Genomic DNA, 13,893 nt, shown 5'->3' on the forward strand with positions numbered 1-13,893 from the left:
CCAGACCGGCACACCAACGAGGAGATCGGTTCGTGACGATCCGCGTAGGCATCAACGGCTTTGGCCGCATCGGTCGCAACTACTTCCGCGCGCTCCTTGAGCAGGGCGCGGACATCGAGATCGTCGGTGTCAACGACCTGACCGACAACGCCACCCTGGTCCACCTGCTCAAGTACGACTCCATCCTCGGTCGGCTGAAGCACGAGGTCAGCCACACCGAGGACACCATCACGGTGGGCAACCAGACCTTCAAGACGATGGCCGAGCGCGACCCGGCCGCCCTTCCGTGGGGCGAGCTCGGCGCCGACATCGTGGTGGAGTCCACCGGCATCTTCACCAAGCGTGAGGACGCCGCCAAGCACCTGGCCGCCGGCGCCAAGAAGGTCCTGATCTCCGCGCCCGCCAAGGACGAGGACATCACCATCGTGATGGGCGTCAACCAGGACAAGTACGACCCGGCGAACCAGCACGTCATCTCCAACGCCTCCTGCACCACCAACTGTGTGGCGCCGATGGCCAAGGTCCTCGACGAGAACTTCGGCATCGTCAAGGGCATGATGACGACGGTCCACGCGTACACCAACGACCAGCGCATCCTGGACTTCCCGCACAAGGACCTGCGTCGCGCCCGCGCGGCGGCCGAGAACATCATCCCGACCTCCACCGGTGCCGCCAAGGCCACCGCGCTGGTCCTCCCGCAGCTCAAGGGCAAGCTGGACGGCATCGCGATGCGCGTCCCGGTCCCGACCGGCTCGGTCACCGACCTCGTTCTGGAGCTCGACCGCGAGGTCACCAAGGACGAGATCAACACCGCCTTCCAGAAGGCCGCCGAGGGTCAGCTCAAGGGCATCCTCGAGTACACCGAGGACCCGATCGTCTCCTCGGACATCGTCAACTGGCCCGCGTCCTGCACCTTCGACTCCTCCCTGACCATGGTCCAGGGCAAGCAGGTCAAGATCGTCGGCTGGTACGACAACGAGTGGGGCTACTCCAACCGCCTCGTCGACCTGACCGTCTTCGTCGGCGCCCGGCTCTGACCGCCGTCCCGATGAGCTAGGAAACGGGGCCCGCTACGACGCCGTCGTAACGGGCCCCGATCCATGATCAAGGAGTCATCCCTGTGAAGACGATTGACGATCTTCAGGTCGCCGGGCAGCGGGTCTTCGTCCGTGCCGATCTGAACGTCCCGCTCGACGGCGAGACGATCACCGACGACGGCCGGATCCGCGCCGCCGTCCCGACGATCACCAAGCTCCTGGACCGGGGCGCCAAGGTGATCGTCGCCTCGCACCTGGGCCGCCCCAAGGGCGCCCCGGACCCCCAGTACTCGCTCGCCCCGGTCGCCCGGCGGCTCGGCGAACTCCTCGGCAGGCAGGTCGCCTTCGCGACCGACACCGTGGACGAGAGCGCCCGCGCCACCGTGGCGGGGCTCGGCGACGGCGATGTCGCGCTGCTGGAGAACCTGCGCTTCAACGCCGGTGAGACCAGTAAGGACGACGCCGAGCGCGGTGCCTTCGCCGACCGGCTCGCCGCCCTCGCCGACCTCTACGTGGGCGACGGCTTCGGCGCGGTCCACCGCAAGCACGCCTCGGTGTACGACCTCCCCGCGCGGCTGCCGCACGCCGCCGGCGACCTGATCGACGCCGAGCTCACGGTCCTGAAGAAGCTCACCGAGGACGTCAAGCGGCCCTATGCGGTGGTCCTCGGCGGTGCCAAGGTCTCCGACAAGCTCGGCGTGATCGACCACCTCCTGGAGAAGGCCGACCGCATCCTGATCGGCGGCGGCATGGCGTACACCTTCCTCAAGGCCCAGGGCCACGAGGTCGGCGGCTCGCTGCTGCAGGAGGACCAGGTTCCGGCGGTCCAGGACTATCTGCGCCGGGCCAAGGAGCGCGGGGTGGAGTTCGTGCTCCCGGTCGATGTCACGGCCGCGACCGAATTCCCGGACCTGAAGACCAAGGCCCCCGCGAACCCGCGGCTCGTCGCCGCGGACGCGATCCCGGCCGACCTCCAGGGCCTGGACATCGGCCCGGAGACCCGCAAGCTCTACGCCTCGAAGCTGGCCGACGCGGCCACCGTCTTCTGGAACGGCCCCATGGGCGTCTTCGAGCACCCCGACTACGCCGAGGGCACCCGGGCCGTGGCCCAGGCGCTCGTGGACAGCCCGGCCTTCACCGTGGTCGGCGGCGGCGACTCCGCCGCGGCCGTACGCATCCTGGGCTTCGACGAGAACGCTTTCGGCCACATCTCGACCGGCGGTGGAGCGAGCCTCGAATACCTCGAGGGCAAGACGCTCCCCGGCCTCGCCGCACTGGAGGACTGAACACCGTGAGTGACCGAATTCCGCTGATGGCGGGCAACTGGAAGATGAACCTCAACCACCTCGAGGCCATCGCCCACGTCCAGAAGCTCGCCTTCGGACTCACCGACAAGGACTACGAGGCCGTGGAGGTCGCGGTGCTGCCGCCCTTCATCGATCTGCGGTCCGTGCAGACCCTGGTCGACGGCGACAAGCTGAAGATCAAGTACGGCGCCCAGGACATCTCGGCGCATGACTCCGGCGCCTACACCGGCGAGATCTCCGGCCCGATGCTGGCCAAGCTCAGGTGCGCCTTCGCCGTCGTCGGGCACTCGGAGCGGCGCCAGTACCACGACGAGACCGACGAGCTGTGCAACGCCAAGGTCAAGGCGGCCTTCCGCAATGACCTCACCCCGATCCTGTGCGTCGGCGAGGGCCTCGACGTCCGTAAGGCGGGCAACCAGGTCGCGCACACCCTCGCCCAGGTGGACGGCGGCCTCAGGAACGTCCCGGCCGAGCAGGCCGAGACCATCGTGATCGCCTATGAGCCGGTCTGGGCGATCGGGACCGGCGAGGTCGCGACCCCCGAGGACGCCCAGGAGGTCTGCGGGGCCATCCGCGGCCGGCTCGCCGAGCTCTACGGCCAGGAGGTCGCCGACAAGGTCAGGATCCAGTACGGCGGCTCGGTGAAGTCCGGGAACGTCGCCGCGATCATGGCCAAGCCGGATGTGGACGGCGCCCTGATCGGCGGGGCGTCGCTGGACGCGGACGAATTCGTCAAGATCGTTCGTTTCCGTGACCAGTGAGTAGGCCCTAGCGCGCGCGTCGTCGTACCCTGTCGGGGGTCGAGGCGGCGGAAGACGCACCGTCCGGCCCCCGACGTCCGTACAAGCCCGAGAAGGTTGGTCCAGCTGTGATCATGGGGTTCTCGATCGCCCTCATCGTCTTCAGCCTGCTGCTGATGATGTTGGTGCTCATGCACAAGGGGAAGGGCGGCGGCCTGTCCGACATGTTCGGCGGCGGCATGCAGTCCTCGGTGGGCGGCTCCTCGGTCGCCGAGCGCAACCTGGACCGCATCACCGTGGTGGTCGGGCTGCTGTGGTTCGTCTGCATCGTCGTGCTCGGGCTGCTGATGAAGCTCGACTGAGGGCCCGCCGGCGGGGTCCGTCCGGGGCCCGGCTGACGCCCGATAACTGACGTACCGTCGTCAGCGGGGCCCATATGCGGCCTATGATGGCATGGCGTCTTCGGTGACGGGTGTAACTCCTCTCACTGGACGCGCGTTGGGCCTTACGTAGACTGGGGCGCCGGGCGGCGGAGCTGCCAATCGAGGCTTCGCGGCACCATCACGCAGGGAGTTACGACCGTGGCAAGTGGCAACGCGATCCGTGGAAGTCGGGTCGGGGCGGGGCCGATGGGAGAAGCCGAGCGAGGCGAATCGGCGCCGCGCCTGCGCATCTCCTTCTGGTGCTCGAACGGGCATGAGACCGTGCCGAGCTTCGCCAGCGACGCGCAGATCCCTGACACGTGGGACTGTCCCCGCTGCGGCTTCCCGGCCGGCAAGGACCGGGACAACCCGCCGGACCCGCCGCGCACCGAGCCGTACAAGACGCACCTGGCGTATGTACGGGAGCGGCGCAGCGACGCCGACGGCGAGGCGATCCTCGCCGAGGCACTCGCCAAGCTCCGGGGCGAGATCTAGACGCACCACGCGGTACGACGGCCCGGCCGGGCACCCCTCGCAGGGGTGCTCGGCCGGGCCGTCGTCAGTGGTGCGGGCTAGGGTTGTGGGGTGCTGGAACACCGGGGGAGCCGTCCCGCCGGATGGGGGTCCGCGCAGGGGGCGGAGGGGGATCGTCATGGCCGTGGTGGACGCCGGTGAGCTGGATGCCGGGAAACCGGCGGGGCCCGCGTGGCGCGGGGGGTTCGGGCGGCTGTGGGCGGCCGCGGTCGTCTCCCGGTTCGGGGACGCGCTGCGGGGCGCGGCGCTGCCGCTGCTCGCCGTCTCGCTGACCGATTCGCCGGTGCTGGTCTCGCTCGTGACCGCCTGCGGCTTTCTGCCCTGGCTGCTGTTCGGGCTGATCGGCGGGGCGATCGCGGACCGGGTGGACCAGCGGCGGGCGATGTGGGCGGTGGACGGTCTGCGGGCCGTCCTGATGGCGGGGTTCGCCGTCGCGGTGTGGCTGGACCGGGCCTCCATCGGGCTGCTGCTCGTCCTCGCCTTCGTCCTCACCACGCTGCAGACCCTGTTCGACAACGCGGCCACGGCCCTGCTGCCGTCCGTGGTGGGGCAGCGGGCGCTGGGCCGGGCCAATGCCCGGCTGATGACCGGGCAGGAGGTCATGGGCCGCTTCGTGGGCGCCCCGCTGGTGCCGGTGCTGCTCGCCCTCGGCGCCGCGATGCCGTACGCGGCGGACGCGGTCACCTATCTCGCCGCCGCCGCGCTGGTCGCCTCGCTGGGGGCGGCACCCCCCGAGCGGGCCCCGCGCCCGCCGGGCGGGTCGCTGCGGCGCGATATCGCCGAGGGCCTGGCCGTGCTGTGGCGGGACCGCACCCTGCGGGCGCTGTGCGCCTCCACCACGCTGTGCAACATCGGCATCGGGGCGCTCATCGCCACCCTGGTACTGCACATCACCGGCTGGCTGGACGCAGGGAACAGCGGCTACGCGGCCGTCATCACCGTCTACGGGATCGGCAGCGTGGCCGGGGGTCTGGTGGCCGCCCGGCTCACCGAGAAGCTGGGGCGCGTCCGGGCCCTCGTGGTGTGCGGCGCCGCGCAGATCGGCGCCCTCGTGGCCCTCGGGGCGATACGGAGCCTGCCGGTCGCGGTCGCCGCCATGGGCCTGTTCGGCTTCGCGGGGATCGTCTGGAACGTCACCGAGGTGACGATGATGCAGCAGCGCAGCCCCGACGGGGCACTCGGTCGGGTGAGCTCCGGCTTCCGCACCCTGTCGATCGCGGGCACCCCGCTCGGCGCGCTGCTGGGCGGGGTGATGGCCCAGGCGTGGGGGCTCAACACCCCCGCGCTGGGGGCCGCCGCGCTCTTCGTCTGCGGGGTGGCGGCCCTCGTTCCGGGAATGCGGTCCGCCATCAATTAGGTTGGTGGCCACGGGGGCCAGGTACCGACGAGAAGTGGGCTGATGTCCGAGATGACCATGGAAGGCCGCACCAGGCTGGACCAGCTGCCGGAATGGCAGGCGCTGGCCGCACACCGCAAGGAGCTGGGCGACGCACACCTGCGCGACCTGTTCGCGGGCGACCCGGAGCGCGGGAGCCGTCTCACCCTTCAGGTCGGCGATCTCCACGTCGACTACTCCAAACACCTGGTGACCGACGAGACCCTGCGGCTGCTGCGCGAACTGGCGAGCGCCACCGAGGTGGCCGAGCTGCGCGACGCCATGTTCCGCGGTGAGCGGATCAACACCACCGAGGACCGCTCGGTGCTGCACATCGCGCTGCGCGCACCGCACTCCGCGGAGATCAAGGCGGACGGGCAGGACGTCGTCGGCGAAGTGCACGCCGTGCTCGCCAAGATGGCCGTCTTCGCCGACCGCGTCAGGTCCGGCGACTGGACCGGCCACACCGGCAAGCGGATCAAGAACGTCGTCAACATCGGCATCGGAGGCTCCGATCTGGGCCCGAAGATGGCCTACGAGGCGCTGCGCTCCTACAGCGACCGCTCGATGACGTTCCGGTTCGTCTCCAATGTGGACGGCGCGGACCTGCACGAGGCGGTGCGCGACCTGGACCCGGCCGAGACGCTGTTCATCGTCGCCTCCAAGACCTTCACCACCATCGAGACCATCACCAACGCCGTCTCCGCCCGCGACTGGCTGCTGACCGGGCTCCGGGCCGGTCAGGAGGCCGTCGCCAAGCACTTCGTGGCGGTGTCGACCAACGCCGAGAAGGTCGCCGAGTTCGGCATCGACACGGACAACATGTTCGGCTTCTGGGACTGGGTCGGCGGGCGCTACTCCTACGACTCGGCCATCGGCCTCTCCCTGATGGTCGCCATCGGCCCGGACTGCTTCCGCGAGATGCTGGCCGGTTTCCACCTGGTCGACGAGCACTTCGCCAGCGCCCCGCCGGAGCGTAACGTCCCGCTGCTGATGGGCCTGCTGGGCATCTGGTACGACAACTTCCACGGCGCCCAGGCGCATGCCGTCCTGCCCTACAGCCACTATCTGTCGCGGTTCACCGACTATCTGCAGCAGCTGGACATGGAGTCCAACGGCAAGCATGTGGACCGGGACGGCGAACGCGTCGGCTGGCAGACCGGCCCCATCGTCTGGGGCACCCCCGGCACCAACGGTCAGCACGCCTACTACCAGCTGCTCCACCAGGGCACCAAGCTGGTCCCGGCCGATCTGATCGGCTTCGCGCGGCCCGTGAGGGACCTGCCGCCCGGGCTGGGGCCCCACCACGACCTGCTGATGGCCAACCTCTTCGCCCAGGGCCAGGCGCTGGCCTTCGGCAAGACCGCCGAGGAGGTCGCCGCCGAGGGGGTGCCCGAGGAGCTGGTGCCGCACAAGACCTTCGACGGCAACCGCCCCACCACCACGATCCTCGCCCCCGAGCTGACCCCGTCGGTGCTGGGCCAGCTGGTCGCCCTCTACGAGCACAAGGTCTTCGTCCAGGGCGCGGTGTGGAACATCGACTCCTTCGACCAGTGGGGAGTCGAGCTGGGCAAGGTGCTCGCCAAGCGGGTGGAGCCCGCCCTGACCGAGGGCGCCGAGGTGCCCGGCCTGGACACCTCCACCAAGGACCTGGTGGCCACCTACCGCACGCTGCGCGGCCGCTGAGGGCCTTACGGCACACAGGAACGGTCCCCCGGGCGCCGCGACGCGCCCGGGGGACCGTTTCCGTACAGGGGTTACGGCGACGCCGGGGGGTACAGCTCGCGCGGCAGCCCCGCCGCCGCGGCCCGGTCCAGCAGCCACAGCGTCCGGCGGCGACCGCGCGCGCCCGCCGCCGGAGCCTGCAGCTCCCCGGCGCCCGACAGCGCCATCGTGACCGCCCGCGCCTTGTCCTCACCGGCCGCCAGCAGCCACACCTCCCGTGCCGCGCGGATCGCCGGCAGGGTCAAGGACAGCCGTACCGGCGGCGGCTTGGGCGCACCGCGCACCCCGACCACCATCCGCTCGGTCTCCCGGACGGCGGGCAGCTCGGGGAAGAGCGAGGCCACATGGGTGTCCGGGCCGACGCCGAGCAGCAGCACATCGAACGACGGCACCGCACCGTGGTTCTCGGGCCGCGCCGCCCGGGCCAGCTCGGCCGCGTACGCCTCGGCCGCGGCGTCCACATCGCCGCCGTGGGACCCGTCGGACGCGGGCATCGCGTGCACCCGCGCCGGGTCCAGCTCCACCGCGTCCAGCAGCGCCTCGCGGGCCTGTGTGACATTGCGGTCCGCATGGCCCTCGGGCAGGAATCGCTCATCGCCCCACCACAGGTCCAGCCGCGACCAGTCGACCGCCTCGCGCGCCGGGGAGGCGCCGAGCGCGGCCAGCAGGCCGTTGCCGTTGCGCCCACCGGTCAGGACGACCGAGGCCGAGCCGCGGGCGGCCTGGGCGTCCACGATCTTCGTGATCAGCCGGGCCGCCGCGGCCTGGGCCATCAGCTCCTTGTCGCGGTGGACGACCACCTGGGGTGCGGTCATGTGTCCGCCTTCCCGTCCGCCTTCCGATCCTGGGACTTCGGGGGGTGGGGCTTGGGAACCGGCGGCTGTGCCGGTGCCTGCGGCGGGTTCTTCGGCGAGTCCGGAGCGTGCTCCGACGGCGCGTCCGGGTCCCGGGTCGGCAGCGGCGGCAGATCCGCCCCGGCCGGCGCCACCTGGGTCGCCGGGGCGGCCTTGGCGTCCCGCTCCAGCGTTCCCACACCGCCGTTGCCGAGCTTGCCCACGCCGAACTTCACCGATGACTCATAGCTCTCGTCGGGGTCCAGCCGGCGCAGCTCCTCGGCGATCAGCTCGGACATCTCGCGCCGCTGCAGCGCCACATGCCGGTCGGGCTGACCCGGCATGGCCAGCTCGGCCAGCGAGCCGTTCGCCCGGTCCAGGCAGATCACCCCGTCGGCCGTCTCCAGCCGGACCGCGGTCAGCCCGGGCCCCTCCGAGACCTGCCGGTCCACCGGCACCTCCAGCCGCAGGGCGAGCCACAGCGCGAGCAGCTCGCTGCTCGGGTTGTACGCCTCGCCCTCGACGACCGCGGAGGTGATCGGGGAGTGCCGCTGGTCCAGGGCCGCGGCCAGCACGCTGCGCCACGGGGTGATCCGGGTCCACGCCAGATCGGTGTCGCCCGGGGTGTAGGTGGCGGCCCGCAGCCCGAGGGCAGCGACCGGGTCCTCGGTGGCCTGGGCGTCGGTGATCCGGCGCTGGGCCAGCTGCCCGAGCAGGTCGTCGGCGGGGTGCTCCGGGGCGTCCTCCGGCCACCACACCACCACCGGGGCGTCCGGCAGCAGCAGCGGCAGGACCACCGAGTAGGCGTGGTTGGCGAGTTCGCCGTGCAGCCGCAGCAGCACCGTCTCGCCGGTGCCGGTCTCGCCGCCGACCCGCACCTCGGCGTCCATCCGGGCCATCTTGCGGTCGCGCGGCGACCGGCCCGGCCGCTTGATGACGACCAGGGTGCGCGAGGGGTGCTCCTTGGACGCCTCGCTGGCCGCCCGCAGCGCGTCGTAGTGATTGCCCTCGTCGGTGACGATGACGAGGGTGAGCACCATGCCCACGGCCGGGGTGCCGGTGGCCCGGCGCGCCTGGACCAGAGCGGAGTTGATCCGGCTGGACGTGGTGTCCGTGAGATCGATGTTCATGGCCGCCGCCAGCTCCGTCCGTCTCGTGCGAGCATCTCGTCCGCGGCTCTCGGCCCCCAGGTCCCGGAGGTGTACTGCTCGGGCCTGCCGTGGGTGTCCCAGTACTCCTCGATCGGGTCGAGGATCCGCCAGGACTGCTCGACCTCCTCGTGGCGGGGGAAGAGGTTCGCCTCGCCGAGAAGGACGTCGAGCAGCAGCCGCTCGTACGCCTCGGGGCTGGACTCGGTGAAGGACTCGCCGTACTGGAAGTCCATCGTCACGTCCCGGATCTCCATGGAGGTGCCGGGCACCTTGGAGCCGAACCTGATGGTGACGCCCTCGTCCGGCTGCACCCGGATGACCAGGGCGTTCTGCCCGAGCTCCTGGGTGTCGGTGGCGTCGAACGGGGAGTGCGGGGCGCGCTGGAAGACCACCGCGATCTCGGTGACCCGCCGTCCAAGACGCTTGCCGGTACGCAGGTAGAAGGGGACGCCCGCCCAGCGGCGGTTGTCGATCTCCAGCTTGATCGCGGCGTAGGTGTCGGTCTTCGAGTGGGGGTCGATGCCCTCCTCCTCGAGGTAGCCGTGCACCTCCTCGCCGCCCTGCCAGCCGGGGGCGTACTGGGCGCGCACCGTGTGCTTGCCCAGGTCCTTGGGCAGCTTGACCGCCCTGAGGGCCTTCAGCTTCTCGGTGACCAGGGAGGACGCGTCGAAGGACGCGGGCTCTTCCATGGCGGTCAGCGCGAGCAGCTGCAGCAGGTGGTTCTGGATGACGTCGCGGGCCGCGCCGATGCCGTCGTAGTAGCCCGCGCGCCCGCCGATGCCGATGTCCTCGGCCATGGTGATCTGGACGTGGTCGACGTACGACCGGTTCCAGATCGGCTCGAACATCGTGTTGGCGAAGCGCAGCGCCAGGATGTTCTGGACCGTCTCCTTGCCCAGGTAGTGGTCGATCCGGAAGACATCGCTGGGCCGGAAGACCTCATGGACGACCTGGTTGAGCTCCTGGGCGCTCTTCAGGTCGTGGCCGAAGGGCTTCTCGATGACCGCGCGCCGCCAGGAGTCGCCCTGGCCGTGTGACAGTCCGTGCTTCTTGAGCTGCTGGACGACGGTGGGGAAGAACTTCGGCGGGACCGACAGGTAGAAGGCGAAGTTGCCGCCGGTGCCGCGCGCCTTGTCCAACTCCTCTATGGTCGAGCGCAGCCTGGTGAACGCCTCGTCGTCGTCGAACACGCCGGGGACGAAGCGGAACCCCTCGGCCAGCTGCTGCCAGACCTCCTCGCGGAACGGGGTCCGCGCGTGTTCCTTGACCGCGTCGTGCACGACCTGGGCGAAGTCCTCGTTCTCCCAGTCGCGGCGGGCGAAGCCGACGAGGGAGAAGCCCGGCGGCAGCAGCCCGCGGTTGGCCAGGTCGTAGATGGCGGGCATCAGCTTCTTACGGGACAGATCGCCCGTGACGCCGAAGATCACCAGGCCGGACGGCCCCGCGATGCGCGGGAGCCGCCGGTCTCGTGGGTCACGCAGCGGATTGCTGCTGCTCACGTTGTCACGCCTCCGAGGGTGCGAGGCGCTTGAGCTCCGCCTCGGTGGACTTCAGCAGGTCGTTCCACGAGGACGCGAACTTCTCGACGCCCTCGTCCTCCAGCACCTGGACGACGTCGTCGTAGGAGATCCCGATCCCGGCCAGCGCGTCGAGGTCGGCCTTGGCCTGCTCGTACGTGCCGCGCACGGCGTCACCGGAGATCTCGCCGTGGTCGGCGACCGCCTCCAGGGTGGCCTCCGGCATGGTGTTGACGGTGCCGGGGGCGACCAGGTCCACGACGTACATGGTGTCCTTGTACGCCGGGTCCTTGACGCCGGTGGAGGCCCACAGCGGACGCTGCCGGTTGGCGTTCGCCCGGTCCAGGACGTCCCAGCGGTCGGAGCTGAAGACCTCCTCGTACGCCTGGTAGGCGAGGCGGGCGTTGGCGACGGCGGCCTTGCCGCGCAGCGCCTTGGCCTCATCGGTGCCGAGCTTGTCGATGCGCTTGTCGATCTCGGTGTCCACGCGGGAGACGAAGAAGGACGCCACCGAGTGGATCTTCTGCAGGTCGAGGCCCGCGGCCTTGGCCTTCTCCAGACCGGCCAGGTAGGCGTCCATGACCGCGCGGTACCGCTCCAGGGAGAAGATCAGCGTGACATTGACGCTGATGCCCAGGCCGATCGCCTCGGTGATCGCGGGCAGCCCCGCCTCGGTCGCCGGGATCTTGATGAAGGTGTTGGGCCGGTCCACCAGCCAGGCCAGCTGCTTGGCCTCGGCGACGGTGGCCGCCGTGTTGTGGGCCAGGCGCGGGTCCACCTCGATGGAGACCCGGCCGTCCTGGCCGCCTGTCGCTTCGTACACCGGCCGGAGGATGTCGGCCGCGTCGCGGACGTCCGCCGTGGTGATCATGCGGACGGCTTCCTCGACGGTGAGCCGGCGGACCGCGAGGTCGGCCACCTGCTGCTGGTAGCCGTCGCCGCCGGAGATCGCCTTCTGGAAGATCGACGGGTTGGTGGTGACGCCTACGACATGCTGCTGGTCGATCAGCTCGGCCAGATTGCCGGAGGTGATCCTCTTGCGGGAGAGGTCGTCGAGCCAGATCGCGACGCCTTCGTCGGCCAGCCGCTTGAGTGCGTCTGTCATGGGGTGTGTTCTCCTACTCGTCGCACTTACGTCGTCTGTGGGGGTCAGCGCCCGGCGGCGTCGAGGGACTCGCGGGCGGCGGTGACCACGGCCTCGGCGGTGAGGCCGAACTCCCGGAAGAGCACCTTGTAGTCGGCGGAGGCGCCGAAGTGCTCCAGCGAGACGATGCGGCCGGCCTCGCCGATGTAGCGGTACCAGGTGAGGCCGATACCCGCCTCGACGGCCACACGGGCCGTGACGGACGGCGGCAGCACTGTCTCCCGGTACCCCTTGTCCTGCTCCTCGAACCACTCGACCGAGGGCATCGACACGACGCGGGTGGGAATTCCGGCGGCCTGGAGCTGCTCGCGGGCCTCCACCGCCAGCTGCACCTCGGAACCGGTGCCGATGAGGATGACCCGCGGCTGGCCCCCCTCGGCCTCGAAGAGGACATAGCCGCCCTTGGCGGCGTTCTCGTCGGCCTCGTAGGTCGGCACGTTCTGTCGGGTCAGGGCCAGGCCGTGCGGAGCCGGGTTCGCGGTGTGGCGGCGGGTGATCTCCCGCCAGGCGATGGCCGTCTCGTTGGCGTCGGCCGGGCGGACCACGTTCAGCCCCGGGATGGCCCGCAGCGCGGACAGGTGCTCCACCGGCTGGTGGGTCGGGCCGTCCTCGCCGAGGCCGATGGAGTCGTGCGTCCACACATAGGTGACCGGCAGCTTCATCAGCGCGGCGAGCCGGACGGCCGGGCGCATGTAGTCGGAGAAGACCAGGAAGGTGCCGCCGTAGACACGGGTGTTGCCGTGCAGTGCGATGCCGTTCATGGCCGAGCCCATGGCGTGCTCGCGGATGCCGAAGTGGACCGTGCGGCCGTACGGGTCGGCCTCCGGCAGCGGGTTGCCCTTGGGGAGGAAGGACGAGGACGCGTCGATCGTGGTGTTGTTGGAGCCCGCGAGGTCGGCGGAGCCGCCCCACAGCTCGGGGAGCACCCCGCCGAGCGCCTTGAGCACCTGGCCGGACGCCTTACGGGTGGCGACATCCTTGCCCGGCTCGAAGACCGGCAGCACGCTCTCCCAGCCCTCGGGCAGCTCGCCCGCGGTGATCCGGTCGAACAGGGCGGCCCGCCCGGAGTTGGCGTTCCGCCACTCCTGGAGCTTCTTGTCCCAGGCGGCGTGCGCCTCGCGGCCACGCTCGACCAGGGCGCGGGTGTGGTTGATGACGTCCCCGTCGACCGAGAAGTGCTGCTCGGGGTCGAAGCCGAGGACCCGCTTGGTGGCCGCCACCTCGTCGGCGCCCAGCGCGGAGCCGTGGGCCGCCTCGGTGTTCTGCGCGTTCGGGGCGGGCCAGGCGATGATCGTACGGGCCGCGATGATCGAGGGGCGCTCGGTCTCGGCCTGCGCCGCCTTGAGCGCCGCGTGCAGCGCGTGGACGTCGAAGTCGCCGCTCCCGGCCTGCTCGACGCGCTGGACGTGCCAGCCGTACGCCTCGTAGCGCTTCAGCACGTCCTCGGAGAGCGCGGTCGCGGTGTCGCCCTCGATGGAGATGTGGTTGTCGTCGTACAGGGCGACGATGTTGCCCAGCTGCTGGTGGCCGGCCAGCGAGGACGCCTCGGCGGAGATGCCCTCCTCCAGGTCGCCGTCGGAGACGATCGCCCAGATGGTGTGGTCGAACGGAGAGGCGCCCTCGGGCGCCTCCGGGTCGAACAGGCCGCGCTCGTAGCGGGCGGCCATCGCCATGCCCACCGCGTTGGCGATGCCCTGGCCCAGCGGGCCGGTGGTGGTCTCGACACCGGTGGTGTGGCCGAACTCGGGGTGCCCCGGGGTCTTGCTGCCCCAGGTGCGGAACGACCGCAGATCGTCGAGCTCGAGACCGAAGCCCGCCAGGTACAGCTGGACGTAGAGGGTCAGGCTGGTGTGGCCGGGGGAGAGGACGAACCGGTCCCGGCCCGCCCAGCCCGCGTCGGAGGGGTCGTGCCGCATCAGCTTCTGGAAGAGCAGGTACGCGGCGGGCGCGAGGCTCATGGCCGTGCCAGGGTGGCCGTTACCGACCTTCTGTACGGAGTCCATGGCCAGAACCCGGGCCGTGTCGACGGCCCGCTGGTCAAGATCGGTCCACTCGAGGTCTGTGGTAGTCGGCTTGGTGCTCACCCTGAGTCAGGGCTCCTCTCCACA

At 70.6% G+C, this 13,893-nt stretch carries 12 protein-coding genes; 7 read left to right on the forward strand and 5 right to left on the reverse strand.

What is annotated here, in order from left to right:
• Positions 1-32 precede the first annotated feature (32 nt).
• From gap to pgi, 7 genes are all read left to right on the forward strand, one after another.
• Complete coding sequence (gap, locus tag VT50_RS25330; RefSeq protein ID WP_046085670.1) at positions 33-1,037, forward strand: type I glyceraldehyde-3-phosphate dehydrogenase; 1,005 nt, start codon at positions 33-35, stop codon at positions 1,035-1,037.
• An 83-nt stretch (positions 1,038-1,120) separates the two neighbouring features.
• Complete coding sequence (locus VT50_RS25335; RefSeq protein WP_046085671.1) at positions 1,121-2,323, forward strand: phosphoglycerate kinase; 1,203 nt, start codon at positions 1,121-1,123, stop codon at positions 2,321-2,323.
• A gap of 5 nt (positions 2,324-2,328) precedes the next feature.
• Positions 2,329-3,105 carry a triose-phosphate isomerase gene (gene tpiA, locus VT50_RS25340; RefSeq protein WP_046085672.1) on the forward strand — a complete coding sequence of 259 codons (777 nt, stop codon included), beginning with the start codon at positions 2,329-2,331 and terminating at the stop codon, positions 3,103-3,105.
• Between the two features lie 113 nt (positions 3,106-3,218).
• Entirely contained in the window at positions 3,219-3,446 is a 228-nt protein-coding gene (secG, locus tag VT50_RS25345) for a preprotein translocase subunit SecG (RefSeq protein ID WP_046085731.1), read from the forward strand.
• A 219-nt stretch (positions 3,447-3,665) separates the two neighbouring features.
• Positions 3,666-4,001, forward strand: a complete 336-nt coding sequence (locus VT50_RS25350; protein WP_009718803.1) for an RNA polymerase-binding protein RbpA — start codon at positions 3,666-3,668, stop codon at positions 3,999-4,001.
• 157 nt (positions 4,002-4,158) lie between these two features.
• A complete protein-coding gene (locus tag VT50_RS25355) occupies positions 4,159-5,397 on the forward strand; it encodes an MFS transporter (RefSeq protein WP_046085673.1) in 1,239 nt (412 codons plus the stop codon).
• 51 nt (positions 5,398-5,448) lie between these two features.
• Complete coding sequence (pgi, locus tag VT50_RS25360; protein ID WP_046085732.1) at positions 5,449-7,101, forward strand: glucose-6-phosphate isomerase; 1,653 nt, start codon at positions 5,449-5,451, stop codon at positions 7,099-7,101.
• 71 nt (positions 7,102-7,172) lie between these two features.
• On the opposite strand, the gene pgl is transcribed toward pgi, so the two are convergent.
• The 5 genes from pgl to tkt are packed head-to-tail and all read right to left on the reverse strand — an operon-like array spanning position 7,173 to position 13,869.
• A complete protein-coding gene (pgl, locus tag VT50_RS25365) occupies positions 7,173-7,955 on the reverse strand; it encodes a 6-phosphogluconolactonase (RefSeq protein ID WP_046085674.1) in 783 nt (260 codons plus the stop codon).
• Positions 7,952-9,103: a glucose-6-phosphate dehydrogenase assembly protein OpcA gene (gene opcA, locus VT50_RS25370; protein ID WP_078840664.1), complete on the reverse strand. Its 1,152-nt coding sequence runs from the start codon at positions 9,101-9,103 to the stop codon at positions 7,952-7,954. The genes pgl and opcA overlap by 4 nt, the downstream gene beginning before the upstream one ends.
• A complete protein-coding gene (gene zwf / locus VT50_RS25375; RefSeq protein WP_046085675.1) occupies positions 9,100-10,623 on the reverse strand; it encodes a glucose-6-phosphate dehydrogenase in 1,524 nt (507 codons plus the stop codon). Before zwf ends, opcA begins: the two co-directional genes overlap by 4 nt.
• Before the next feature lie 4 nt (positions 10,624-10,627).
• A complete protein-coding gene (gene tal, locus VT50_RS25380; RefSeq protein WP_046085676.1) occupies positions 10,628-11,746 on the reverse strand; it encodes a transaldolase in 1,119 nt (372 codons plus the stop codon).
• Between the two features lie 44 nt (positions 11,747-11,790).
• On the reverse strand, positions 11,791-13,869 hold the full coding sequence (gene tkt, locus VT50_RS25385; RefSeq protein WP_046085677.1) for a transketolase: 2,079 nt from the start codon (positions 13,867-13,869) through the stop codon (positions 11,791-11,793).
• Positions 13,870-13,893 lie beyond the last annotated feature (24 nt).

Origin of the sequence: Streptomyces antioxidans, from assembly GCF_000968685.2 — a bacterium.
Taxonomy (GTDB): domain Bacteria; phylum Actinomycetota; class Actinomycetes; order Streptomycetales; family Streptomycetaceae; genus Streptomyces; species Streptomyces antioxidans.

Coding starts and splice junctions, on each gene's coding strand:
- tal (WP_046085676.1), bottom strand. CDS start 11,746: ATGACAGACGCACTCAAGCGGCTGGCCGACGAAGGCGTCGCGATCTGG.
- VT50_RS25355 (WP_046085673.1), top strand. CDS start 4,159: ATGGCCGTGGTGGACGCCGGTGAGCTGGATGCCGGGAAACCGGCGGGG.
- pgi (WP_046085732.1), top strand. CDS start 5,449: ATGACCATGGAAGGCCGCACCAGGCTGGACCAGCTGCCGGAATGGCAG.
- opcA (WP_078840664.1), bottom strand. CDS start 9,103: ATGAACATCGATCTCACGGACACCACGTCCAGCCGGATCAACTCCGCT.
- secG (WP_046085731.1), top strand. CDS start 3,219: ATGGGGTTCTCGATCGCCCTCATCGTCTTCAGCCTGCTGCTGATGATG.
- pgl (WP_046085674.1), bottom strand. CDS start 7,955: ATGACCGCACCCCAGGTGGTCGTCCACCGCGACAAGGAGCTGATGGCC.